Below are 22,659 nucleotides of genomic sequence, written 5' to 3'. Positions count from 1 at the left end.
GCCGGGGCGACTCGGCCGGCTTTGTCGTGTCTAGCGCCCGCGCGCGGCGGCCGCGCGCGCGATCGTCAGCAATTCCTGCGACGCGATCACGGCGCCTGCTCCGCCGCTCTCGAGGAGCTTGGCCTGCACGGCGGTGATTCGATCGACGAGCATCGCCAGGTCGGGCGAGTTCCAGCGGCGCAGTTCGGCCGCGACGACGTCCTTCTCCTTGAAGAACACCGCCTTGGTCGCCTCGCCGATGCTGGTCCGGTCGGCATCGGATCGCAGGGCCGCAAGCTGGAGTAGCCGCCGGAGCGCCGCGCGAACGAGGGGGATGCCGTCCTCGCCGCCCTCGCTCAGCGCTTTCAGCTCCTCGACCGCCGTCCTGCCCTGACCGGTCAGCACCGCATCGATCAATACGCCCGAGCTGCTCTCGCCTTCGCCAGCCCCGAGCGCATCCAGCGCAGTGCCGTCCAGCTCGCGCACGCTATCCTCGCTCGCGTCGAGGAACACCGAGAGCTTCTCAAGCTCGCGCGCGATGATCGCACGATCGCCGGCGGCCGCCTCGAATATTCGCTGCGCCGCCTCCGAGCGTACCCGCAGGCCCAGCGGCTGGGCGAGCGCCTGGACCAGCGGCCCGGCGTCGCGCGCATCGGGCGGATAGCTCGCAAAGGCGAGCGCGTCCTGCGACGCCAGCACCAGCTTCAGCAGCTTTGACGCGGGCTTCAGCGCGCCGGCGATGATCGCGACAGGGTTGCCGGCCTGAGGAGCGGAGAGCAGCGCCTCGACCGCTTCGGTGACTTCGTCGCCATTCGCGCGCACTCGAATCCAGCGCGCCCCGCCGAACAGGGAACTGGATGCCGCTTCGTCTGCCAGCAGCGCCGGATCCTTGGCGAGCGTTCCGCCCTCCATGTCGATCCGCTCGGCATCGGCCCCGACGGCCCGGCCCAGCCGGTCCGCCAGCATCCGCGAGCTGGCCTCGTCCGGGCCGTAGAGCAGGAAGCAGCGGACCTCCGGCTTGTCGAGCGCGCGCTCGATCGCCGGGCGCTTGTCGGCCTTCACTGAGTCCGCTTGGCGTAGAGAGCGATGCGCGCGACGATCTGGTCGGCGACTTCGCCCGCCAGCCGCTCCAGCGCCGTGTTCTCGGCCGCGATCGTCGCATATTCGGAGTTGACCACGTCGATGCCGGCGTCCGAGCCCGCGGTCGCGTCGACCAGCACCGCGCCGGTCGTGTCCTTCAGTCGGTAACGCGCCCGAAGCGTTCGCCGCTCGCGGGTGATCGCATCGTCGCGGCGAATGCCGAAGCCTTCGATCTTGTCGTCGAGCTCGACCTCGAGCCGGTAACGCGGCGCGGCATCGGGCACCGCCGCGATGCGGTCCTTCAGCGCGTTCGAGACTAGCCAGCCGTTCTTGCCGGGGATCGGCGCGACCTCGACACCGGCCAGTGCCTGCGCGACCTGCCCGCCCGATCCGCCCGAATAGAGCGGCTGCAGCCCGCAGCCGGGCAGGAGCAGCAAGGCGAAGGCGGCGGCGCGCTTCATGCGACCAGATTGACCAGCCGGTCTGGCACGACAATCACTTTTTTCGGTTTGGCGCCATCGAGGATGCGCACGACGTTCGGCGCTTCCAGCGCCTTGGCCTCCAGCGCCTCGCGCGATTCGCCGCGCGGCACGGTGAGCGTGTCGCGCAGCTTGCCGTTCACCTGCACTGCGATCGTCACTTCGTCCTCGACCAGCAGCGCCGGATCGTGGCGCGGCCAGTCGGCGTTCGCGACCAGCCCCTGTTTGCCCAGCCCCGCCCAAGCCTCTTCGGCCAGATGCGGGATCATCGGTGCGACGAGACGCACCAGCGTCCGGATCGCATCCGACCGGTCGGCCGACGGCTTCGCTTTCTCGATCGCGCCGACCAATTCGTAGAGCTTGGCGACCGCCTTGTTGAACGACAGCGCCTCGATGTCGTCGGCGACACCGGCGATCGTCTTGTGCCGCCGCCGCTCCAGCGCCGGATCGGAGCCTTCCGCCACATCGACGCTCTGCACCAGCCGCCAGACCCGGTTCACGAAGCGCCACGCACCTTCGATGCCGGCTTCCGACCAGGCAAGGTCACGCTCGGGCGGCGAGTCGGACAGCATGAACCAGCGCACCGCGTCGGCGCCGTAAGCGTCGAGAATGGGCGCGGGATCGACCACATTCTTCTTCGACTTGGACATTTTCTCGACGCGGCCGGCGATCGCCGGCTTGCCGCTCTCGATATGGATCCAGTCGTCGCCCTGTTTGGTGACTTCGTCGGGGCTGAGCCAGCTCCCGTCGCCGGCCTGATAAGTCTCGTGCGTCACCATGCCCTGGGTGAACAGGCCGGTGAACGGCTCGCGCACGTCTATCTTGCCGAGGCGGTTGAGCGCGCGCGTCCAGAAGCGGGCGTAGAGCAAGTGCAGGATCGCGTGCTCGACGCCGCCGATATATTGGCCGACCGGCAGCCAGCTTTCGGCGACGGCGCGATCGAACGGCTTGGTCGAAGGTTGGCTGGCGAAGCGGATGAAATACCAGCTCGAATCGACGAAGGTATCGAGCGTGTCGGTCTCGCGTCGCGCCTTCGCTCCGCACTTGGGACAATCGACATGCTTCCATGTCGGATGCCGGTCGAGCGGATTGCCGGGCACGTCGAAGCTCACGTCCTCCGGCAGCACGACTGGAAGCTGATTCTTCGGCACCGGCACCACGCCGCAAGCGTCGCAATGGATGATCGGGATCGGCGTGCCCCAGTAGCGCTGACGCGACACGCCCCAGTCGCGCAGCCGCCAGACGGTCGTGCCGTGGCCCCAGCCTTCGGCCTCGGCGCGGCCGATTACCGCCCGCTTCGCCTCCTCGACGTCCATGCCGTCCAGGAAGCGCGAGTTCACCAGCTTACCGGGCCCGGTGTAAGCTTCGTCGCCTTCGAATACCGGATCGGTGAGCTCCCCGTCCGAGACCACGCGGCGCACCGGTAACCCGTATTTCCGCGCGAAATCGAGGTCGCGCTGGTCATGCGCCGGCACGCCGAACACCGCGCCGGTGCCGTAATCCATCAGCACGAAGTTCGCGATGTAGACGGGCAATTGCCAGTCGGGATCGAACGGGTGCGTCGCGGTCAGGCCCGTTGCAAAACCCTTCTTCTCCGCAGTCTCCAGCTCCGCCGCCGTGGTCCCACCCGCGCGACATTCGTCGATAAAAGCAGCCGCGGCCGGATTCCCCTCGGCAACCTTCGCCGCCAGCGGATGGTCGGCCGCAACTGCGACGAAGCTCGACCCGAAAATCGTGTCCGGCCGGGTGGTAAAGACCTCGACTTCTTCGATTCCCCTCCCGCCTGCGGGAGGGGTTAGGGGTGGGCTCGCGCCTTCAGTCCCTCCCCCGGCCCCTCCCGCAAGCGGGAGGGGAGAGAGCCTGAACCGAAACTGCAGGCCCTGGCTCTTGCCGATCCAGTTCTCCTGCATAACCCGAACCTTTTCGGGCCATTGGTCGAGCTTATCCAGCCCGTGGAGCAGGTCCTCGGCGAAGTCGGTGATCTTCAGGAACCACTGGCTGAGCTTGCGCTTCTCGACCAGCGCACCGGAGCGCCAGCCGCGGCCGTCGATGACCTGCTCGTTGGCGAGCACGGTCATGTCGACCGGGTCCCAATTGACCGCCGATTCCTTGCGATAGACGAGACCGGCTTCGAACAGGTCGAGGAACAGCGCCTGTTCCTGCCCGTAATAGTCCGGCTCGCACGTCGCGAGCTCTCTGGACCAGTCGAGGGCGAAGCCGAGCGACTTCAACTGGTCGCGCATCGTCGCGATGTTGGCGCGAGTCCAGGTGCCCGGATGCACGCCCTTTTCCATCGCGGCGTTCTCGGCCGGCATGCCGAACGCGTCCCACCCCATCGGGTGGAGCACTTCCATGCCCTTCATCCGCCGGAACCGCGCGAGCACGTCGCCCATCGTGTAGTTGCGCACGTGCCCCATATGGATGCGACCCGACGGATAGGGGAACATCTCCAGCACGTAGCTCTTGGGCTTGGGGCTGTCGTCGCGGGCATGGAACGTGCCTTGCTCCGCCCACACGCGCTGCCAGCGCGCGTCCGCCGCTTTTGGATTAAATCTCTCGGCCACCGCCGATCCTTACTTGATGCCGGACGCGGCGCGCCTCAGGTCCCGCGCGCGGGTCAGGATGATGTCTTCCAGCTTCTGGACCGTCGCGGCCTGGACCGGCGCGTCGACCCACTGGCCGTTCTGATTGATCTGGCGCGATGCGGCGACACGCAGCGCGTCCGCACGCAGATCCTGGTCGAGCACCGACACGGTCAGCTTCATCCGCTCGCCGGGCGAGTTCGGGTTCACATACCAGTCGGTGACGATCACGCCGCCGTTCGAATCGGTCTGCAGCAATGGCATGAACGACACGGTGTCGAGCGCCGCCCGCCACAGATAGGAGTTCACGCCGATCGTCGTCACCTTGGATGCGGCGATGTCGGCTTCGCGGGTGCGATCGGGACGCTTGCCGTAGTTGAGGCCCTTGGACAGATCTTCCTTCACCCATTCGCACGCCGACAGAGCGAGCATCGACGATATAAGCACGACGAAACGGGACGAGCGCATGGACATTCCTTGGGCAACGGGCGAGGTCTTGATCGCGCGTCGTTATAGGGGCTGGCCGCTCGCCCGCAAGGAGGCGCGCGCACATGCTGTGGATGTTGTGCAACACCAAGAAAAGATTCGACTCTCGCCAGTGGCGGTGGGGTGCCGGAATCGCTAACTGAGACGTTCGATAGCGGGGAGGAACGAGTCGAACGATGCGCAACGGGCGCTCCATTCTGGCTTTGGGCGTAGCGGCGGCTGCCGTTGCGGCCTTTGCCGTGCCCGCGATCGGCGCATCCTCCGACCTTACCCGCGCCATTCTGAAGCGCCCGGTTTCGCTCAGCGCGCGCGGTGGAATCGGCTCCTTCACGCCCGCCTCTGCCGATCCGCGTGTCGCTGCCTTGTTCGCGCGCGCCCGGCTTGCCGATAACGGCTTCCGCTTCACGCCCGCTTCGACCACCCAGGCCGGCAGCCATGCTGTCACGGTCGCAGTCCGTGCGATTTCGAGCCAGAACGCCAAGCCCGATGCGCTCCGCAGCAGCGCCGCATCGCCGGCGGTCAGCATCACGCCGGTCGCCTATAATCTCGGTATGGCGGTCGGCTGGCGCCGTTTCGCCCTGTCCGGCGACGTCGCCAAGATCGACATGGCCGGCATGCCCGGAAGCCGCGAGAAGATGGACGTGGGCGTGAGCTATAACGCGCCCAAGTGGAGCGGTCGCCTGCAAGTCGGGCAGGACCGGCCGACCGACGTGGCTTCCGCGAACCTGACCGGTGGCCGCGCGCTGAACTTCGATCTCGGCGGCTCGCTCGCCGTATCGCGCAACCTCGATCTGACCGCAGGCGTCCGCTACAAGGCCGAGCAGCGCGACCGCCTGCAGATCGTCGACGACGGACGCCGCGACAGCCAGGCCGTCTATATCGGAACCGCCTTCAAGTTCTGATGGCCGACAAGGCGGACGCGTCTCCATCGGACCTGATCGACGGCCGCATCGCGGAGCTGAACGATTGGCGCGGCGAGACGCTCGCTCGCATCCGCAAACTGATTCATGAGGCCGATCCTGAGGTCGTCGAGGAATGGAAATGGCGCGGCGTGCCGGTCTGGTCGCACGCCGGCATCATCTGCACCGGCGAGACCTACAAGGCCGTGGTCAAGATGACCTTCGCCAAGGGCGCGTCGCTCGACGACCCGGCGAAGCTGTTCAACTCCAGCCTGGAAGGCAACACACGCCGCGCGATCGACATTCGCGAAGGCGAGAAGATCGACGAAAAGGCGCTGAAGGCCCTCATCAAAGCGGCAGTGGCGCTTAACATGGAAAAGCCGGCCAAGACCCGCCGCGCCTAGTTGCTCGTCCACGCATCGATCGCCGCCCAGCCCTGCGCGCCCAGGCCGCGCAAGCGGCGGTATTGGACCGCCGTCATTCCACCGAGCGCAATCACCGGCTTTTGCGTAGCCCGCACCAGCAATCCGAAACGGAGCGGCCCCAAAGTCCGCCCGCCAGGGTGCGAGCGCGTCGGGAAAACCGGCGACAGCAGCAGCAGCGACGCTCGGGCGCGCTCGGCAGCAGCGATCTCGCGCCGATTATGCACCGGATAAAGAAGCGGCAGCGCTCCCGCCGCGCGTCCATAAACCGCATCCGCGCCAGCCCGTCGCGCTTCCGCGTCCGTCCCGCTCAGCGCCACGAATAACCCTTGCCGCCGCAGCCGGCGCACCATCACCGCCCGCTCGACAAACGGCAGCGAATAATGCCGCACCACCACGCCCGCACCGCGCGGCAGGCGCGCCGCGGCGTCCCACAGCGCCACCCCCTGCCGTTCGTCGGTCAGCATCCAGACGCGCGGCAGAGCGAGGTGGCGGCGGTTCATCGGCCTGCCTATAGCAGCGCCGATGTCTCCCGCCGAACGCCTCTTGTCCGTCCGCGAACGGATCGCCCGCGCCGCCAAACTCGCACAGCGCGACCCCGCCGAGGTCACGCTGATCGCCGTCTCCAAGACCCATCCGCCAGAGGCCATCGCGCCGCTCATCGAGGCCGGGCAGCGCAGCTTCGGCGAAAACCGGGTGCAGGAGGCGGAAGCCAAATGGCCGGCGATGCGGACCGGCGTCGACCTGCACCTTGTCGGCCAGCTCCAGTCCAACAAGGCCGAGGCGGCGGTCGCGCTGTTCGATGCCATCCACTCAGTCGACCGCCCCTCGCTGGTCGAAGCGCTAGCTCGCGCCTGCGGCAAGCTCGGCCGCAGTCCGACGCTGTTCGCGCAGGTCAATATCGGCGACGAGCCGCAAAAGGGCGGCTGCGCGGTCGGCGACCTGCCCGCCCTGCTCAAACAGGCGCGCGACGCCGGCCTTTCCATCGCCGGCCTGATGTGCGTGCCGCCCGCCGAAGTGGAAGCCGCGCCCTATTTTGCGCTGCTCGCAAAGCTCGCCCGCGACCACGGGCTCAGCCAGCTCAGCATGGGCATGTCCGACGATTTCGAGACCGCGGTGACGCTCGGCGCCACCTATGTCCGCGTCGGCTCGGCGCTGTTCGGCGCGCGCGCATGAGGTTCGACGGCATCATCTTCGATTTCGATGGTGTGCTGCTGGAAAGCGAGGCCGCCGGCAACGAGCATCTCGCCGAACTGCTGACCGAACTCGGCTTCCCGCACAGCCGTGAGGAAGCGCTGACCCACTATACCGGCCTCAGCGGCCCTGATTTCATCGGCGCGATCGAGCAGCGGGTCGGCCATGCCTTGCCTGCCGCCTTTTTCGACGCCCGCGCCGAGGAAGACGCACGCATGCTGGCGCAAGGGCTGGACGAAGTGGCGGGCGCCGTCGCCTTCGTACGCTCGCTGCCCCGGGACTGGCCGAAGGCGGTCGCCTCGTCGAGCAGCACCGAATGGCTCTACGCCCATCTGCGGCATCTGGGCCTGGAGGACGCGTTCGGCGACAAAGTCTTCAGCGGCAAGGAGCATGTCGCCCGCGGCAAGCCCGCGCCCGATCTCTACCACCACGCCGCACAAGCGATCGGCATCGACATCGCCCGCGCCGTGATCATCGAGGATTCGGTCGTCGGCGTCACCGGCGCGGTGGCCTCGGGCGCCCACGTCATTGGCCTCGTCGCCGGATCCCACATCCTGCCGGGCCATGTCGAACAGCTCCGGGCGCTCGGCGTCCACGACATCGCGACCAGCTTCGAAGAGGTGGCGCGGCTGATCGCCTGAACCGGGCGCTTGGAGGAGAAGGAATGGCTGCAGCAAGGCTGATCTTAACGGCGGCGATCACGCTGCCGGCCAGCATGCCCGCCGCGGCGAAGAGCCCCTTCGACGGCAAATGGGTGGCGGACCTCGACACCCAGAGCGGCCTCGCGACGGACATCTACCTAGTCGCGGACGGCAGCTATGCCTGCAAAAGCTGCACGCCGCCCCGCGCCTATCCGGCCGACGGCCAGCCTCACGCGATACCCGGCGCTCCTGACGTGATCTCGGAAGCGGTGACGATCGCCGGCCCCCGGACCATCGTCACCCACATCGTCAGCCCGGCCCTTGACCGCACCACGACGATGACGGTCGCGCCGGACGACCAAAGCGCCACCTACGTCTCGATCGATCACCGCCCCGGCATCAAGACCGCCTTGCGCACCGAATATCTCGCGCGCCGCACCGCGCCTGCCCCGCCCGGAGCCCACCCGGTGTCGGGGACGTGGCAGGGCGTGCGCTATGTCGCGGTCCCGGCCGAAGTACGGACGACGGAGCTGCGGGTGGACGGCGGCATGTTTACCTATCGCACGCCGCTCGGCACTTCGTTCATCGCCCGGCTCGGCGGCGATTATGTGCCGATCCGCACCAGCTACAAAAGCGCTCTCCTCGCCGCCGTGCGCCGCGTCGGCGACCGGCAGATCGAGGAAAGCGTGAAGCAGGACGGAAAGCTGGTCGCGGTCCGCACCTTCACCGTGGCGCCGGACGGCCGAACAATGGAGATCGCGACCCGCAATCCCGATGGCGGCGCCGTTTTCCGGATCACGGCACGCAAGCAATAGCCGGAGTCAATTAGCGCCCCAAAGGTAACAAAGGTGCACGGCACCGCGTTCTGTTCGTCACCTTTGCCTTGGTCTCGTCCGCGCCCCTGCGCGACCATTCGACGGTTCAAAGAGGCCGGCGAATGTGGCCGACTCAGTGCCTATTAGCGGCGGGGCCTGTAGGACAGCGAAATGTCAGGTTCGACACGTTGCCGACATTAGGTTGCAGTTGCCTCTTAAGTGCGAGGACCTGCCACAGCAACGATCCAGAACACTAAGCCGCCCACGGCCCCGAATAGTCCTATGGCGAGGACAAACTCAGCATTCTGCAGCCAGCCAAACGCGGTGGTGTGACCGTTAATAACCGTCGCACGTCCGTTGACGCTCGCCTCGGACGCGCCAGAGCCAGCCAAGACGAGGAGGATCCAAGGCAGTGAGGCCACCACAGCACCAGTCACCACGCAGCCAACGAGCCGGCCCCTTAGGTGCCGCCTGAGCATGATATGCTGGCACCCCAAAAACGAACGCAGCCGGGTAAGCTCCGAGCAAGCTGTATGCTTCTGCCGAGCGCCATACCCGCTCGAACCAACTCGGAAGGCCCTCATAGGCGGGCGAAGCGATTGCCATCACCAGCGCGGCGACGCCCGGTGCCAAAAGGAAAGCAAGAGCAACCCGCCATTTCGGCGGGTGGTCTCGATCTGGCCACGGTTGATACATGCGTCATCCTTACCACTGGAACGTCCGCCAACCACCCGTTGTCGACGAACCTCAAAGCTGGTGGCCGGTGCGGTCGCGTTTGGTGGCGAGGTATTTTTCGTTGTGCGGGTTGGCGGCGACGCGGTGCGGCACGCGTTCGGTCACTTCGATGCCGGCTTTTTCAAGCTCGGCGACTTTCATCGGATTGTTGGTGAGCAGGCGGATGCGGCGTTGGCCGAGCAGCTCCAGCATGCGCGCGGCAACGCGGAAGTCGCGGGCGTCGATGCGGAAGCCGAGGCGCGTATTGGCGTCGACCGTGTCGAAACCCTGATCCTGCAGCGCATAGGCGCGCAGCTTGTTGACCAGCCCGATGCCGCGCCCTTCCTGCCTGAGATACAGAAGGATGCCCCAGCCGGCGCCGCTGATCTCCTTGAGCGCGGCGTGGAGCTGCGGCCCGCAATCGCACTTCAGCGAGCCGAGCACGTCGCCTGTCAGGCACTCGCTGTGCAGCCGCACCAGAGGCGGCGTGCCGTCGGGCCCCCCAAGGATCAGTGCGACGTGCATGTCGCCGCCGTCCGCCGTGCGGAAAGCGACGATCTCCGCGCCTTCGTCCGCCTCGACCGGCAGCCGCGCCCGCGTCGCGAGCCGAAGATTGGCGGGGTCGGAAAAAACGTCGATGTCCGCCGGGCTCAGCGCATCCGCGCCGACGCGCTCCAGCACGAAAAAAGCCGGCAGCACTCCGGCGATCCGCGCCAGCTCCAGCGCAGCATCGGCTGCTTGCTGGTCCCCGGCTGCAATCGCGCGGAATGGCCCCTTGAACGGCGTGGCGAGGTCGAGCGCCGGATCGGCCAGCGCCGTCGCGGCGTCGAAATCGAGCCAGGGCGCGCGCTCGATCCGCACGGCATGGCCGGGATTGGCCGCCTCGCGCTGGTTCGCGAGCTTCAGCGTCTCCGCCCGGCTGGCGGAAAGCAGCACATCGGCTTGGCTATCGGGATCGAATGCCGCGAGCTGCCCCGCATCCGCCGTATCGATCGCGAGCAACGAAAACGGCCCGATCGCCACCGGCCAGCCGCGGCGCAACGCGTCGATCGCGCGCGCGACCGCCGGCATGCTCAAAAAGAAAACTCCGTCACCAGCGGCACATGGTCGGAGGGCTTCAGCCAGCTCCGGCACGGCTCGTGCACCATATGCCCCGTCGCGCTGCCGGCCAGTTCGGGACTTGCCCACATATGATCGAGCCGGCGTCCGCGGTCCGAGGCCGCCCAGTCCTTCGCGCGGTAGCTCCACCATGTGAAGCAGCGCTCCGGCGCCGGCACGAAGCGGCGGCCGAGATCGACCCAGTCGTGCGCGGCCTGCAGCTTGCCCAGCGTCTCGACCTCGATCGGCGTGTGGCTGACCACGTCGAGCAATTGCTTGTGGCTCCACACGTCGCATTCCAGCGGCGCCACGTTGAAATCGCCGACCATGATCGTCGGCACCCGCACCGTTTCCGACCAGTCGGTCATCCGCTGGAGGAAGTCGAGCTTTTGGCCGAATTTCGGATTGAGATCGCGGTTCGGAATGTCGCCGCCGGCGGGCACATAGACATTCTCCAGCCGCACCCCGTTCGGCAGGCGCACGCCCAGATGGCGCGCTTCGCCGTTCGCCTGCCAGTCGTTGCGCACCTCCTCGACCAGCGGCAGCTTGGAGATGATGGCGACGCCGTGGTGCATCCGCTGGCCGTTCAGCAGCACATGGTCGTAACCGAGCGCATGGAAGGCGGCGAGCGGGAAGCTAGTATTCTCGACCTTGGTTTCCTGCAGGCACAGGATGTCTGGCGCTTCTTCGCGCAAAAATTGCTCGACGATCTCGATCCGGAAGCGGACCGAGTTGATGTTCCAGGAGGCAAGCTTGAGACTGTTCACGGGCTTCGACTTAGGGAGCGGGCCCCGACAAGGAAAGACCCCCGCTCCGGGGGCTTGGAGCGGGGGCCGACCGAGCGTTCGTCACGCTGGTGGGAGGGGGCTCTCCGGGCGGGCAACAGGGGGAAATCCCGCCAAAAGCCCCTCTCCGCGTGTGGACGCCTAGTCCTGCAAACCTGTCCCAAAGATGAACGGTTAGCCAGCTTTCTTCTTCGGACGCGGATCGTCCCACAGAAATACCGTATCGGCGACGGGGCCGTTCAGCCGCTGGTTCGAAAGCCGGACCGTGGTGCGGTTGTTTTGCGCATCGAGCGCGACCCAGCCTTCCAGCATGATGCCGCCCGGAGCGCTCGCATTCTCGGTGAAGGCCAGCGTGATCGACCCGAATTGGGGGCGCTGCGGATCGCGGGCGAGGATCGTGATCACGCCCGGTGCGGCTGATGGAACGACCCGTGCGATCCGCGACAGGTCGCGCTTCGGGTTGAGCAGAATGTCGAGCGGCGAGCCCCCGATCGGGTATTTGGAGACTTGGCGAACCTGGTAATCAATGAAGTGCAGCACCCGCCCGTCGCCCACGATCAGGATCGGCACGCCGTCGCCATATTGGAAGCGGATCTTGCCCGGCTGCTTCAGCGTGACCTTGCCGGTCAGCGCCTTGCCCTTGCGGTCGGTCTGCACGAAATCCGCCGTCATCGTCTGCACGCCGCGCAGATGCTGCTGCACCTTCGCGATGACGTTCGGCTGGGCGACGGCCGGCGCCGTCAGCGCGAGCGAAGCGAAAGCGGCAAGGGCAGGTCGAAAGCGCATCAAAATCTCCGGGCGGCGGCGGTAGGAATTCCGCCTTGAACGCGAACTGAACCCGGAACGATCCTCAGATCGGTTCGCCGGTCGTGTCGATCAGCACTTCGCGGCGGCCGACATGGTCGGGGCGGCTCACCTTGCCTTCCTGTTCCATGCGCTCGATCAGTCGCGCCGCGCTGTTGTAGCCGACGCGGAGCTGGCGCTGGACGTAGCTGGTCGAGGCCTTCTGGCTCTCGGCCACGATCTGCACCGCCTTGCGGTAGAGCGCATCCTCCGGGCTGTCGTCGCCCTTGGGCGCGCCATCGAACTCGAACTGGCCGTCTTCCGGCTCTTCGGTGACCGCCTGGATGTAATCGGGCGTGCCTTGCGCGCGCCAATGGTCGGCGACCGCGCGGACCTCGTCGTCGGACACGAAGGGGCCATGCACGCGCACGATCTGCTTGCCGCCGGGCATATAGAGCATGTCGCCCTTGCCGAGGAGCTGCTCGGCGCCCTGCTCGCCCAGGATCGTGCGGCTGTCGATCTTCGACGTGACCTGGAAACTGATACGCGTCGGCAAGTTCGCCTTGATAACGCCGGTGATGACGTCGACCGAGGGGCGCTGCGTCGCCATGATCAGGTGGATGCCGGCGGCGCGCGCCTTTTGCGCGAGGCGTTGAATCAGGAACTCGACTTCCTTGCCGGCCGTCATCATAAGGTCGGCGAGCTCGTCGACGATCACGACGATCTGCGGCAGCGGCTCGAAGCTGAGCTGCTCTTCCTCGTAGATCGGCTGGCCGGTCTCGGCGTCGTATCCGGTCTGGACGCGGCGGCCGAGCGGCTGGCCCTTGGCCTTGGCGACCCGCACCTTGTCGTTGAAGCTGGCCAGGCTGCGGACGCTGACGGAGGCCATCATCCGGTACCGCTCCTCCATCTGCTCGACCGCCCAGCGCAGCGCGCGGATCGCCTTGGGCGGCTCGGTCACGACCGGGGACAGCAGGTGCGGAATGTCGTCGTAGATGCTGAGCTCCAGCATCTTCGGATCGATCATGATCATCCGGCACTGATCCGGGGTCAGCCGGTAGAGCAGCGACAGGATCATCGCATTGAGGCCGACCGACTTGCCCGATCCGGTGGTGCCGGCGACGAGCAGGTGCGGCATCGGCGCCAGGTCCGCGATCACCGGATCGCCGGCGATGTTCTTGCCCAGAATGATCGGCAGCGCCCCGCCCTGCTCTTCGAACGCACCGCTCCCGACCAGCTCGTGCAGCACCACCGATTCGCGCTTCTGGTTGGGCAGCTCGATGCCGATCACGCTGCGGCCGGGGATGGTCGCGACGCGGGCCGACAGCGCCGACATGTTGCGGGCAATGTCGTCGGCAAGCTGGATGACGCGGCTGGCCTTGATGCCGGCGGCCGGTTCCAGCTCGTACATCGTGACCACCGGACCGGGACGGACCTCGACGATCGAGCCCTTTACATGGAAATCGTCGAGCACGCTTTCGAGCAGCCGCGCATTGCGCTCCAGCGCTGCCTTGTCCAGCGGGCCGCCGGTTGAGGGCGGCGCGGCTTTCAGCAGATCGAGCGGCGGCAGCGTATAGCGGTCGCGGAGATCGAAACTGGTCTGGACGGGCGCGGTAGCAGCCGGCTTTTTCTCCGCTTTCGCCTTTTCGGGAACGGAGATGACCGGCGGCGGCCGATCGTCCGCTTCGACCTGCGGGCGCTTGACCGGCGGCAGCTTCGGCGTCTTCGCGACCTTGGCCGGGCGGAAGACTTCGCCGTCATAATCGTCGTCGAATCCGGCTTCGCGGCGACGGAACAGCCAGTCCCGTTCGATCTCGTCGAGCTCCAGGCTGATCGCCCAGACGATGACGCCGGCGAGCCCGCTCAGCAGGATCACCGCCGTCTGCACCCACCAGCGAATCGCGGAATCCGGAATCGCGTGGAGCCCAAGCCCGTAGAGCTTGGCACCCAAATAGCCGAGCGCACCCCCGAGCCCGGCGGGAAGGCCCGCAATCGCGGTGTCGCTGAGCAGCGCGAGCGCGCTCCCGACTAGCAGCACGCCGAGCAAAGCCAGCGGTAGGTTGCGCTTCCAGCGGCCGACGAAGCGATCGTGCCACAGCCGCAGCGCCATGATCAGCAGCAGCGGCAGCAACAGACCGACCGCGGGGCCGAACAGCGACAGCAGCACGTCGGACATCCAGGCGCCGGCATCGCCCACCCAGTTCTGCGGCACGCCGCCCGCGGCCGTGTTCAGCGCCGCATCGCTCGGATGATAGCTGACCAGCGACAGGCCGATCAGGAACGTGAATCCGGCAAGCGCGATCGCCCCGGCCAAGGCCCAGCTCCGCGCGAAGCCGCGCGCGATCGCCTCGCGCCAGCCTGGGCTCTCCTGCTCTGCGACCCGCGTTGCCACCCGAACTCCCCCGGCTTTGTCCGCCAAATGTTCCGCGCGAACAATTCGCCGACCGCGGACTCCCCGTCAAGCCGTGCTGCGTCTAAAGGCCTCAATATGCAGAGCGACGTGATTATCCTTGGCGGCGGGCTGGTCGGACTGACGCTCGCCTTCGCGCTCGACGCGCACGGGTTGAGCAGCATTGTGGTCGATCCCGCCAATCCGGAAACGGTGCTGGCGCCCGGCTTTGACGGCCGCGCCTCGGCAATTGCGAGCGCGAGCTGGAACATGCTGCAGGCGATCGGGCTGGGCGATCGGCTGGAGGGCAAGGGCTGTCCGATCGCCGCGATCCGCGTCAGCGACGGCCTGAGGCCCGGCGCGCTCGATTTCGCGCCGGATGCCGACGACGAGCCACTCGGCATCATGTTCGAGAACCGGCTGCTGCGTCAGACGCTGCACGCGGCGGCGGGCGAGGCGAAGAACGTCATGCTGCTGATGCCGGCGCGGCCGGTCGCGACCGACCGCGGCGAGCATGGCGTCAGCGTGATGCTGGAGGACGGGCGCGAGCTGAAAGCGCCGCTGCTGATCGCCGCCGAGGGCCGAAACTCGCCCACCCGCGCCGCCGCCGGCATCAACGTTGCGCGCTGGCAGTATGAGCACAGCGCGATCATCGCCGCGGTCGAGCACGAGAAGCCGCACGACAATATCGCCTATGAAATCTTCTATCCCGAAGGCCCGTTCGCGATCCTGCCGATGCTGCCGGGGAATCGTTCGGCGCTGGTGTGGTCGGTCGCGAGGGCGGATGCGCCCGGCTATCTGAAGCTCGGCCCGCGCGGCTTCGCGGCGGAGCTAAAGGCGAAGATGGGCGGGCTGCTCGGCGAGCTGACCGTGATCGCGCCGCTCTCCTCCTACCCGCTCGGCTTCCACCATGCCGGCAGGATCACGGATCAGCGGCTGGCGCTGGTCGGCGACGCCGCCCACGGCATCCACCCGATCGCGGGTCAGGGTCTGAACCTCGGCCTACGCGACGCCGCGGCGCTCACCGAAGTGCTGGTCGAAGGTGCGCGGCTGGGCCTCGATCTCGGCGACGCACAATTGCTGAAGCGCTACGAGCGCTGGCGGAGCCTCGACACTTTACTGGTCGCCGCCTCCACGGACGGCCTTGCGCGCCTGTTCGGCCTTCCAGGCGAGACCGCCTCCGCGGTCCGCCGCTTCGGCCTTTCCGCCGTGCAGCGCATCGCCCCCTTGAAGAGCTTCTTCATGGCCGAAGCGCGCGGCGAATATGGCGACAAGCCGAAGCTGTTGGCGGGATTGACGGTTTGAACTCCCCTCCCGCTTGCGGGAGGGGCTGGGAAGGGCCTGTCTTAAAATTTGGAGCGGGCGGGACAAGCCCTCCCCTAACCCCTCCCGCGAGCGGGAGGGGAATCGAGGGCTCGCGCCTCCTCCGGTAGCATGACCGGCACGCCGTCGCGGATCGGGTAGGCGAGGCCCGCGGCTTCCGAGACCAGCTCCTGCGCCGCCTCGTCATAGCGCAGCTTGGTGCGCGTGATCGGGCATACCAGTATGTCAAGCAGCTTCGGATCGATCATTGCAGCGTCACCGGATCGTCCTGGTCGCCGCTGTGCCGGCTGAAGAACTGCATGAGCTGGATGATCAGCTCGGCGCGGTCTTCCAGATTGTCCGCTTCCAGCAGCGCCTGCTTGGCAGCGACGTCGAAAGGGGCGATCTGGGCAATGCCGTTGACCAGCGACTCGTCGTCCAGGCGCGAGACCGCGTTCCAGTCGACGGCATATCCCTGCGCCTCGGCATAGCGGCGCGATTCGGTTTCCAGCGAGGCACGCTGCAGGAGCGATAGCGGATCGGCCGGAATGTCCTCTTCGAGCTCCGCTTCGACCTGGCGAAACGGTGTCGTGACGTCCAGTTCGGAGACCACACGGAACCGGGCAAGTCCCTCCAGCACGATGTTGTAGCGGCCATCGTCCAGCGCCTCGACATGGGCGATGCGCCCGACGCAGCCGACATCGAACAAGGCCGGCGGCTCGCCCGCGCCGGGCAGCGGCTGGATCATCCCGATGCGCCGGTCGCGCGCCATCGCATCGCTGACCAGCGCCCGGTAGCGCGGCTCGAAGATGTGGAGCGGCAACTGCATGCGCGGAAACAGCAGCGCCCCGCCCAGCGGAAAGATCGACAGCCGCGAGACCGTGCTCATCAGGTAAACAGCAGCGCCGAGAGGCGCCGCCGCGTCGCCGACGTCCAAGGGTCTTCGAGACCAACGACTTCCATCAGCTTCAGCAGCCGCGAGCGCGCTGCGCCCTCGTTCCACCCCCGGTCGGCCTGGATGATCGCGAGAAGCTGGTCGGCCGCACCATCGCGGTCACCGGAGGCCATCAGCCCGCCCGCCAGCTCGTAGCGAGCATCGAGATCGTCGGGATTGGCGGCGATCCGCTGCTGCAGTGCCGACAAATCGTCCACCGGCTGCGCCTCGCGAGCAAGCGCGATCGCGCTTTCGGCACGCGCCACGGCAGGATCCTTGCGCACCGCTTCGGGCAGCGCCTCGATCAGCCCGGCGGCATCGTCGACCTGGCCGGTCCCGACCAGCGCGCGCGCCAGGCCGGAGATCACGGCCGGGTCCTCCGGCGCCATTTCCTGCAGTTGCGAGAAGATGCCGAGCGCGCGTTCCGAATCGCCTTCGGACAGCACCTGCTCGCCCATCGCGATCAGCGGCTCGAGCTCGGCTTCCAGCGCCTGCGCTTCGCCCTGCACGGGCAACTGCTTCAGGATCTGGTCGAGATACTGAGCAAGCTGCTTTTCGGTGCGCGCCGGCGTCAGGTCGGCGACGAGCTGGCTCTGGAACAGCGCATAGACGGTCGGGATCGACTGGACACGGAATTGCGCCGCGATCATCTTGTTCTCGTCGACGTTGATCTTTTTGAGCACGACGCCGCGATCGGCATAGTCGGCGGCGACTTTCTCCAACACCGGCGTCAGCGCCTTGCAGGGGCCGCACCATTCCGCCCAGAAATCGAGGATGACGAGCTGCGTCATCGACGGCTCGACCACGTCGCGCTTGAAAGCCTCGACCGCTTCGCGCTCGGCAGCGCTCAATCCCAAACTGGCCATGTTTTCTCCGTTATCGCAGGCTCTATGTGGGGGAAAGCCTTGCGCTGCCAAGGGGCTTGCGCGGGGGGGATTCGCCCGCTATCAGCCCCGCCTCACCCGCCCCGCCTCGCCGGGGCAAGACGCCAGAGCGGGCGTAGCTCAGGGGTAGAGCACGACCTTGCCAAGGTCGGGGTCGAGGGTTCGAATCCCTTCGCCCGCTCCAGCGCGCCGCCGCGAAATAGCGGCAGCTATTTCAAGAAATCGCAGCGCGCTCGGCCGGCCTCGCACAAGCGAGGACCGACGGCGTGGCTTCGCCACGACGCGCATCCACCCTCCACCCGATGTCGTTCGTCGAACGCTGCGTGCGGCTGTCCCCCACAATGCTAATCCTCGCCGCAAAACGGGGGAGGCGCATGAGCACCAAATCGGCAATCGTCAAAGGCGGGCTTGCAGGCGGCACGCTCGACATTCTCTACGCCTTCATCGTCTACGGCATGGCGCCGTTCAACCTGACACCCGAGAACGTGCTGCAGTCCGTCGCGGCCGGTTGGGTCGGGCGTGAGAATTCGATGGCGGGCGGGGCGCTGACGGCTTTGCTCGGCCTCGCCACCCATTTCGGCATCGCGACCTGCATGGCCGCGGTGTTCGTCGCTGCCGCACGGCGTTGGCCGACACTGATCGCGCATCCGGTGATCGGGGGCCTGCTCTATGGCTTCGGCCTCTACGTCGCGATGAACTATGTCGTCGCGCCCTTGTCGGCGGCACATACGTCCGGCCATTTCGCGGGCAGCTTTGGCGAGATCGCCGCGCGGCTCTGCGAGAGCTTCAGCGCGATCAGGCCCAAGAACAATATGCCGCTGCTGATCGGCACGCTGTTCACGCATATGGCGCTGGTCGGCCTGCCGATCGCGCTGATCGCCCGGCGGGAGCTTGCGCGGCAACCTTAGGCGCGGGCGCCGGTTGTCGCCCCTATGGCGGAAACATCGTCGCGAACGGCGATCATCGCGGCGCTGGCCGGCAATTTGCTGATCGCAGCCACCAAAGGCGTGGCGGCGGCGATCACAGGCAGCTCCGCGATGCTCAGCGAAGCGGTGCATTCGCTCGTCGATTCGGGGAATGAAGTGCTGCTGCTCTACGGCCAGCACCGCGCTTCCAAACCTCCCGACGCCAAGCACCCGTTCGGCTATGGGCGCGAGCTCTATTTCTGGTGCTTCGTCGTTGCACTGTTGATTTTCGCGGTCGGCGCGGGCGTGTCCGCCTATGAAGGCGTGGTTCATATCCGCGATCCGGAAGCGATGACGCGTCCCTGGATCAATTTCGCGGTGCTGGGCGCGTCCTTCGTGTTCGAGAGCATATCCTGGTGGTTCGGCTGGAAAAGCTTCCAGGGCGCGAAAGGCGGCGAGCGGTTCTGGAAAGCGTTCAAGATCAGCAAGGATCCGACCACCTTCATGGTGCTGTTCGAGGATTCGGCCGCCCTGCTCGGCATCGTGATCGCGGCGATCGGCACCTGGCTGGCGCTCGCGCTCGACGCACCCTGGATCGACGGCACCGCCTCGATCCTGATTGGTCTGGTGCTCGCGGTGGTGGCCGTGCTGCTCGCGCGCGAGAGCAAGGCGCTGCTGATCGGCGAGCGCGCCGCGCCGGAGCTCAGCGCCTCGATCCGCGAGGCCGCCGTGGCGGACCCGTGCGTGCTGGACGTGGTCGACGTGACGACGTCGCAGCTTGCGCCCGATCAGGTGATCGCGACCATCGGCATCGAGATCGACGACAAATTGCGGGTGCCGGACGTCGAGGACCTGATCGAACGGCTCGAACAGACGATCCGCGCGCGCCATGCCGAGCTGTTCCGGGTGTTCATTCGCCCCCAGTCACGGCGCGATCAAGTTCAGGCGATTGCAGCGGGCCGCGTGCAGGACTAGCGTCTGCCGAGAGGGGCCGGCGCGACCGACGCACATGATCATGGCAAGGCGGTACCGGCGGTGGTTGTGGGCCACGCTCGCTCTCGTGGCGGCGGGACTGGCCGCGCTCGCATGGTCGGTCGGTTTCTTCGACCGCGATCCGGACCGGTTCTTCGATGCGGGGCCGCGCCGCCCGAAATACGCCGCAGTGCTATTCTCCGGCGATCTAGGCCTGCGCTATGGCATGAGCTCGCACATCGCAGTGGCGCTGAAGGACAAGGGCGTGCCGGTGCTCGGCATCAGCTCGCCCGCCGCTTTTCCGACGCGCAAGACGCGCGCCGAGACCGATCGGATCGTGGCGCATGCGATCCGCGACGCACTCAAGCGGACGGGCGCATCGCAAGTGCTGCTGATGGGCCAGTCTTTCGGCGCCGATATCGCGCGGGTCGGCCTACGGGATCTGCCACCCGTCCTGCGACCCAAGGTCGCGGCGGCCGTACTGGTGGTGCCGGGATCGGATGCGTTCTTCCGCGCCGATCCGAGCAATCTGACATATCACACGGCTCCCGATGCCGGGTCGGAAGAAGCGGCGCGGATCGACTGGCTTCCGATCGTCTGCGTGCAGGGCTCCGCGGAACGCGACAGCCTGTGCCCGGTCCTCACCCAACGCAATGCGCGGCGGGCGGTGCTGCCGGGCGGCCATTTTCTGCAGCGAAACCATGAGTTGCTCACTCGCACGATCATGAAGTCGCTGGACGAGATGCTGGGACCGCAATGGCGTTGACCGATGCCCTTGGGGCGATGCACGCCTGGCTTCGCAAGCGCGCGAGCTATCTCGCGCCGGCGGCCGCCCTCGCCATCGCGCTGCTCGCGCTGTTCGCGATCCATCGCCTGCTTGCGACGGTGCATCTGAAGGACATCAGGGCAGCCGTCGCCGAAGTGGACTCGGCGCAGATCGCGCGCGCGGTCGCGCTGACGGCCGCCAGCTACCTCGCGCTGACGCTCTACGACTGGTTCGCGCTCCGCACGATCGGTCGCCCGCTGCCGTGGCGCACGGCGGCGCTTGCGTCATTCACCAGCTACACGCTCAGCCATAATCTCGGCTTCTCGTTGCTGACCGGGGGCTCCGCACGCTGGCGGACCTATTCGGCTGCAGGGCTCAGCCTGTCCGACGTCGCGCGGATCACCGCGCTGGCCTCGGGCAATTTCTGGGGCGGCGTGTTCGCGCTGTCGGGCCTCGCGCTGCTACTGACCGGCGGCAAAGCGAGCGCCGGCCCGCTGCTCGGCGCATGGCTGATCGCCGCGGCGCTGCTGCCGGTCTTGCTGCGCGCCGCAGGACGGCGCTCACTTGGCTGGGGCCGGCTGACGGTGCCGCTGCCGTCGCTGCCCGAAATCGCCGCGCAATTGCTCGTCTCGATGCTCGACCTGTTATGCGCCGCGGCGGCGCTGTTCGTGCTCGTGCCGGGGCAATCGATCGGCAGCCTCCCCGGCTTTTTCCTTGCCTACACGCTGGCGATCATCGCCGGGCTGGTGACGCATGTGCCCGGCGGCGTGGGCGTGTTCGAGGCGACCATGCTGGCGATCGCGCCCGGCCCGCCCGAGCGCGTGTTCGCCGCGCTGCTGCTCTACCGGCTCATTTATTATGTGCTTCCTCTGGTCGTCGCCGGCGGACTGACCGTTTATCTGGAGCGGCATCGGATCGCCGCGCCACTGTCCGCCGGACGCTTCCCGCTCCGCGGCATCGCCCGCGCCGCGGCGCCGTCGTTCCTGGCGCTCGCAATGTTCGGCGCGGGGCTGGTTCTGCTGCTTTCCGGCGCGCTGCCGGCGGTCAAGGACCGGATGCAGGCTTTGCGCGAGCTGTTGCCGCTCTCTTTGGTCGAAGCCGCGCACCTCTCCGCCAGCATAACCGGCGTGGCCTTGATCCTGCTCGCCCCGGCGCTGCAGGCGCGGCTCAAAAGCGGGCTGATCCTCGCCCGCATCCTGCTCCTCGCCGGTGCGGTGTTTTCGCTGCTCAAGGGCTTCGACTATGAAGAAGCGAGCCTGATGCTGCTCGCGCTCGGCGTGCTGCATCTTGGCCGGCGCATCTTCTACCGGCGCGGTGGGTTGGCCGGCGCGCCGCCGGGCGACTGGTGGTGGGCGGCAGCGCTCGGCGCGATCGTGCTCAGCGTTTGGGTCGGGTTTCTCGCCTATAAGCACGTGCCCTATTCGAACGAGCTCTGGCTGAGCTTCGCCTGGCATCATGGCAGCGCGCCGCGCTTTCTGCGCGCGGCACTGGCCTCGACACTGGTCGTCATCGGCTTTTCCGTGTGGCGCCTGACCGCCGCGCCCGCGGTGGACAAAGGCGATTCTGTTCTTCCCGCGGACGTAGCCGAGGCCGCGTTCCGCCAAGCCGCCCGCTCGGACGCGATGCTCGCCTACACGGGCGACAAGGCGTTCCTGATCGCTCGCTCTCGCGAAGCTTTTCTGATGTACCGCCAGCGCGGGCGCAGTCTCGTAGTTATGGGCGATCCGGTCGGGCCGCGACGCGATTGGTCCGAACTGGCATGGATGGCGCGTGCGCTGGCCGATCGATTCCACGCCCGGCTCTGCTTCTATCAGGCAAGCGCGGACATGCTGCCGATCTTGGTAGAGCTCGGGCTGCGGCCGATCAAATATGGCGAGGAAGCGCTGATCGATCTCCGCTCGGGCTTCAGCTTGGGGGGTAGCGCGCGCAAGTCGCTGCGCTATTCGGTCAACCGCGCGGCGGCGGCGGGGCTCCGGTTCGAGATCCTACCCCGCGCGGATGTTCCCGCACATCTGGACGAACTGCGATCGGTTTCCGATCTCTGGCTCGAGGACAAGAAGAAGCGGGAAAAGAACTTCAGCCTCGGCCGGTTCGATGCCGCTTATCTCTTGCGCTTCGATTGCGCGGTGCTTCGGCAGGGCGAACACATCGTCGCCTTCGCCAACCTCTGGAAGACCCAGGACGGCCGCGAGCTGTCGGTCGACCTGATGCGCCACCCGCCCGACGCGCCTTATGGAACGATGGACCTGCTGTTCGTCAGCCTGATGCAGTGGGGAGCGCACCAAGGCTTCGAACGGTTCAACCTCGGCCTTGCCCCGCTGTCCGGCCTGACTGACAGTCCCCTCGCGCCACTCTGGTCGCGCGCGGGCGCGACGCTGTTCGAGCATGGCGAGCGCTTCTACGGCTTTTCGGGCCTGCGCTCCTACAAGCAGAAATTCGATCCGGTCTGGGTGCCGCGCTACATCGCCACGCCCGACGGGCTCGCAGGCTGGCGCGCGTTGATCGACGTCGCCGGACTGATTGGAGGTTAACCACCTATTCGCCTTGTTC

22 protein-coding genes and 1 tRNA gene are annotated in these 22,659 nt (G+C 67.1%); 11 read left to right on the top strand and 12 right to left on the bottom strand.

Annotated features, from left to right (window positions below):
* Positions 1-30: 30 nt before the first annotated feature.
* From holA to ACFSCW_RS02465, 4 genes are read right to left on the bottom strand one after another with little or no spacing between them, the layout of a single operon-like run.
* On the bottom strand, positions 31-1,041 hold the full coding sequence (holA, locus tag ACFSCW_RS02480) for a DNA polymerase III subunit delta (protein WP_380886543.1): 1,011 nt from the start codon (positions 1,039-1,041) through the stop codon (positions 31-33).
* Positions 1,038-1,520 (bottom strand): LPS assembly lipoprotein LptE, encoded by a 483-nt coding sequence (gene lptE, locus ACFSCW_RS02475; RefSeq protein ID WP_380886541.1) that lies wholly within the window; start codon positions 1,518-1,520, stop codon positions 1,038-1,040. Before lptE ends, holA begins: the two co-directional genes overlap by 4 nt.
* Entirely contained in the window at positions 1,517-4,102 is a 2,586-nt protein-coding gene (leuS, locus tag ACFSCW_RS02470; RefSeq protein ID WP_380886539.1) for a leucine--tRNA ligase, read from the bottom strand. The genes lptE and leuS overlap by 4 nt, the downstream gene beginning before the upstream one ends.
* Positions 4,103-4,111: 9 nt before the next feature.
* The gene (locus ACFSCW_RS02465; RefSeq protein WP_380886537.1) at positions 4,112-4,594 is read right to left on the bottom strand and encodes a DUF3576 domain-containing protein; all 483 of its coding nucleotides are present in this window, start codon (positions 4,592-4,594) and stop codon (positions 4,112-4,114) included.
* A 188-nt stretch (positions 4,595-4,782) separates the two neighbouring features.
* Between ACFSCW_RS02465 and ACFSCW_RS02460 the strand changes: the two genes are divergently transcribed.
* Entirely contained in the window at positions 4,783-5,508 is a 726-nt protein-coding gene (locus ACFSCW_RS02460; RefSeq protein WP_380886535.1) for a hypothetical protein, read from the top strand.
* Positions 5,508-5,909: a DUF1801 domain-containing protein gene (locus tag ACFSCW_RS02455; RefSeq protein WP_380886533.1), complete on the top strand. Its 402-nt coding sequence runs from the start codon at positions 5,508-5,510 to the stop codon at positions 5,907-5,909. The genes ACFSCW_RS02460 and ACFSCW_RS02455 overlap by 1 nt, the downstream gene beginning before the upstream one ends.
* Here the strand turns inward: ACFSCW_RS02455 and ACFSCW_RS02450 are convergent.
* Positions 5,906-6,430, bottom strand: coding sequence for a thiamine phosphate synthase (locus ACFSCW_RS02450; RefSeq protein WP_380886531.1), 525 nt, complete (start codon positions 6,428-6,430; stop codon positions 5,906-5,908). The two genes, ACFSCW_RS02455 and ACFSCW_RS02450, sit on opposite strands and share 4 nt — an antisense overlap.
* Before the next feature lie 22 nt (positions 6,431-6,452).
* Between ACFSCW_RS02450 and ACFSCW_RS02445 the strand changes: the two genes are divergently transcribed.
* From ACFSCW_RS02445 to ACFSCW_RS02435, 3 genes are read left to right on the top strand one after another with little or no spacing between them, the layout of a single operon-like run.
* Positions 6,453-7,103 (top strand): YggS family pyridoxal phosphate-dependent enzyme, encoded by a 651-nt coding sequence (locus ACFSCW_RS02445; protein ID WP_380886529.1) that lies wholly within the window; start codon positions 6,453-6,455, stop codon positions 7,101-7,103.
* Positions 7,100-7,762 carry an HAD family hydrolase gene (locus tag ACFSCW_RS02440; protein ID WP_380886526.1) on the top strand — a complete coding sequence of 221 codons (663 nt, stop codon included), beginning with the start codon at positions 7,100-7,102 and terminating at the stop codon, positions 7,760-7,762. The genes ACFSCW_RS02445 and ACFSCW_RS02440 overlap by 4 nt, the downstream gene beginning before the upstream one ends.
* 23 nt (positions 7,763-7,785) lie before the next feature.
* The gene (locus ACFSCW_RS02435) at positions 7,786-8,577 is read left to right on the top strand and encodes a hypothetical protein (RefSeq protein ID WP_380886524.1); all 792 of its coding nucleotides are present in this window, start codon (positions 7,786-7,788) and stop codon (positions 8,575-8,577) included.
* A gap of 747 nt (positions 8,578-9,324) precedes the next feature.
* Here ACFSCW_RS02435 and ribA read toward each other — a convergent pair.
* The 4 genes from ribA to ACFSCW_RS02415 form a co-directional block, all read right to left on the bottom strand.
* The gene (gene ribA / locus ACFSCW_RS02430; RefSeq protein ID WP_380889986.1) at positions 9,325-10,362 is read right to left on the bottom strand and encodes a GTP cyclohydrolase II; all 1,038 of its coding nucleotides are present in this window, start codon (positions 10,360-10,362) and stop codon (positions 9,325-9,327) included.
* A 2-nt stretch (positions 10,363-10,364) separates the two neighbouring features.
* On the bottom strand, positions 10,365-11,156 hold the full coding sequence (locus ACFSCW_RS02425; RefSeq protein WP_380886522.1) for an exodeoxyribonuclease III: 792 nt from the start codon (positions 11,154-11,156) through the stop codon (positions 10,365-10,367).
* A 192-nt stretch (positions 11,157-11,348) separates the two neighbouring features.
* Positions 11,349-11,960 (bottom strand): LolA family protein, encoded by a 612-nt coding sequence (locus ACFSCW_RS02420; protein WP_380886520.1) that lies wholly within the window; start codon positions 11,958-11,960, stop codon positions 11,349-11,351.
* Positions 11,961-12,024: 64 nt separating this feature from the next.
* A complete protein-coding gene (locus ACFSCW_RS02415; protein ID WP_380886518.1) occupies positions 12,025-14,349 on the bottom strand; it encodes an FtsK/SpoIIIE family DNA translocase in 2,325 nt (774 codons plus the stop codon).
* Positions 14,350-14,445: 96 nt separating this feature from the next.
* Here ACFSCW_RS02415 and ACFSCW_RS02410 point away from each other — a divergent pair, with 96 nt between their 5' ends.
* The gene (locus ACFSCW_RS02410; RefSeq protein WP_380886516.1) at positions 14,446-15,651 is read left to right on the top strand and encodes a UbiH/UbiF/VisC/COQ6 family ubiquinone biosynthesis hydroxylase; all 1,206 of its coding nucleotides are present in this window, start codon (positions 14,446-14,448) and stop codon (positions 15,649-15,651) included.
* A 74-nt stretch (positions 15,652-15,725) separates the two neighbouring features.
* Here the strand turns inward: ACFSCW_RS02410 and ACFSCW_RS02405 are convergent, their stop codons facing one another.
* From ACFSCW_RS02405 to ACFSCW_RS02395, 3 genes are read right to left on the bottom strand one after another with little or no spacing between them, the layout of a single operon-like run.
* A complete protein-coding gene (locus tag ACFSCW_RS02405) occupies positions 15,726-15,917 on the bottom strand; it encodes a Trm112 family protein (RefSeq protein WP_380886514.1) in 192 nt (63 codons plus the stop codon).
* Complete coding sequence (locus ACFSCW_RS02400; RefSeq protein WP_380886512.1) at positions 15,914-16,537, bottom strand: LON peptidase substrate-binding domain-containing protein; 624 nt, start codon at positions 16,535-16,537, stop codon at positions 15,914-15,916. The genes ACFSCW_RS02405 and ACFSCW_RS02400 overlap by 4 nt, the downstream gene beginning before the upstream one ends.
* Positions 16,537-17,433, bottom strand: coding sequence for a tetratricopeptide repeat protein (locus ACFSCW_RS02395; RefSeq protein WP_380889984.1), 897 nt, complete (start codon positions 17,431-17,433; stop codon positions 16,537-16,539). Before ACFSCW_RS02395 ends, ACFSCW_RS02400 begins: the two co-directional genes overlap by 1 nt.
* Before the next feature lie 142 nt (positions 17,434-17,575).
* Between ACFSCW_RS02395 and ACFSCW_RS02390 the strand changes: the two genes are divergently transcribed.
* The 5 genes from ACFSCW_RS02390 to mprF all read left to right on the top strand — a co-directional run bounded on the left by ACFSCW_RS02390 (position 17,576) and on the right by mprF (position 22,640).
* Positions 17,576-17,650, top strand: a tRNA-Gly gene (locus ACFSCW_RS02390).
* A gap of 190 nt (positions 17,651-17,840) precedes the next feature.
* On the top strand, positions 17,841-18,374 hold the full coding sequence (locus ACFSCW_RS02385) for a hypothetical protein (RefSeq protein ID WP_380886510.1): 534 nt from the start codon (positions 17,841-17,843) through the stop codon (positions 18,372-18,374).
* A gap of 24 nt (positions 18,375-18,398) precedes the next feature.
* The gene (locus tag ACFSCW_RS02380) at positions 18,399-19,346 is read left to right on the top strand and encodes a cation diffusion facilitator family transporter (RefSeq protein WP_380886508.1); all 948 of its coding nucleotides are present in this window, start codon (positions 18,399-18,401) and stop codon (positions 19,344-19,346) included.
* Between the two features lie 34 nt (positions 19,347-19,380).
* Positions 19,381-20,109 carry an AcvB/VirJ family lysyl-phosphatidylglycerol hydrolase gene (locus ACFSCW_RS02375; protein WP_380886506.1) on the top strand — a complete coding sequence of 243 codons (729 nt, stop codon included), beginning with the start codon at positions 19,381-19,383 and terminating at the stop codon, positions 20,107-20,109.
* Positions 20,100-22,640 carry a bifunctional lysylphosphatidylglycerol flippase/synthetase MprF gene (gene mprF / locus ACFSCW_RS02370; protein WP_380886505.1) on the top strand — a complete coding sequence of 847 codons (2,541 nt, stop codon included), beginning with the start codon at positions 20,100-20,102 and terminating at the stop codon, positions 22,638-22,640. The genes ACFSCW_RS02375 and mprF overlap by 10 nt, the downstream gene beginning before the upstream one ends.
* Positions 22,641-22,659: the final 19 nt, after the last annotated feature.

It is taken from the genome of Sphingomonas tabacisoli, assembly GCF_042678385.1.
Classification (GTDB): domain Bacteria; phylum Pseudomonadota; class Alphaproteobacteria; order Sphingomonadales; family Sphingomonadaceae; genus Sphingomonas_B; species Sphingomonas_B tabacisoli.
The sequence above is the reverse complement of the archived record's forward strand: the minus strand, read 5'-3'. Positions and strand labels throughout refer to the sequence as shown.

What these genes read in the sequence shown, in the direction of transcription:
- lptE (WP_380886541.1), bottom strand. Translation starts at nt 1,520, where the DNA reads ATGAAGCGCGCCGCCGCCTTCGCCTTGCTGCTCCTGCCCGGCTGCGGG.
- ACFSCW_RS02465 (WP_380886537.1), bottom strand. Translation starts at nt 4,594, where the DNA reads ATGTCCATGCGCTCGTCCCGTTTCGTCGTGCTTATATCGTCGATGCTC.
- ACFSCW_RS02460 (WP_380886535.1), top strand. Translation starts at nt 4,783, where the DNA reads ATGCGCAACGGGCGCTCCATTCTGGCTTTGGGCGTAGCGGCGGCTGCC.
- ACFSCW_RS02455 (WP_380886533.1), top strand. Translation starts at nt 5,508, where the DNA reads ATGGCCGACAAGGCGGACGCGTCTCCATCGGACCTGATCGACGGCCGC.
- ACFSCW_RS02450 (WP_380886531.1), bottom strand. Translation starts at nt 6,430, where the DNA reads ATGAACCGCCGCCACCTCGCTCTGCCGCGCGTCTGGATGCTGACCGAC.
- ACFSCW_RS02445 (WP_380886529.1), top strand. Translation starts at nt 6,453, where the DNA reads ATGTCTCCCGCCGAACGCCTCTTGTCCGTCCGCGAACGGATCGCCCGC.
- ACFSCW_RS02440 (WP_380886526.1), top strand. Translation starts at nt 7,100, where the DNA reads ATGAGGTTCGACGGCATCATCTTCGATTTCGATGGTGTGCTGCTGGAA.
- ACFSCW_RS02435 (WP_380886524.1), top strand. Translation starts at nt 7,786, where the DNA reads ATGGCTGCAGCAAGGCTGATCTTAACGGCGGCGATCACGCTGCCGGCC.
- ribA (WP_380889986.1), bottom strand. Translation starts at nt 10,362, where the DNA reads ATGCCGGCGGTCGCGCGCGCGATCGACGCGTTGCGCCGCGGCTGGCCG.
- ACFSCW_RS02420 (WP_380886520.1), bottom strand. Translation starts at nt 11,960, where the DNA reads ATGCGCTTTCGACCTGCCCTTGCCGCTTTCGCTTCGCTCGCGCTGACG.
- ACFSCW_RS02410 (WP_380886516.1), top strand. Translation starts at nt 14,446, where the DNA reads ATGCAGAGCGACGTGATTATCCTTGGCGGCGGGCTGGTCGGACTGACG.
- ACFSCW_RS02405 (WP_380886514.1), bottom strand. Translation starts at nt 15,917, where the DNA reads ATGATCGATCCGAAGCTGCTTGACATACTGGTATGCCCGATCACGCGC.
- ACFSCW_RS02400 (WP_380886512.1), bottom strand. Translation starts at nt 16,537, where the DNA reads ATGAGCACGGTCTCGCGGCTGTCGATCTTTCCGCTGGGCGGGGCGCTG.
- ACFSCW_RS02385 (WP_380886510.1), top strand. Translation starts at nt 17,841, where the DNA reads ATGAGCACCAAATCGGCAATCGTCAAAGGCGGGCTTGCAGGCGGCACG.
- ACFSCW_RS02380 (WP_380886508.1), top strand. Translation starts at nt 18,399, where the DNA reads ATGGCGGAAACATCGTCGCGAACGGCGATCATCGCGGCGCTGGCCGGC.
- ACFSCW_RS02375 (WP_380886506.1), top strand. Translation starts at nt 19,381, where the DNA reads ATGATCATGGCAAGGCGGTACCGGCGGTGGTTGTGGGCCACGCTCGCT.
- mprF (WP_380886505.1), top strand. Translation starts at nt 20,100, where the DNA reads ATGGCGTTGACCGATGCCCTTGGGGCGATGCACGCCTGGCTTCGCAAG.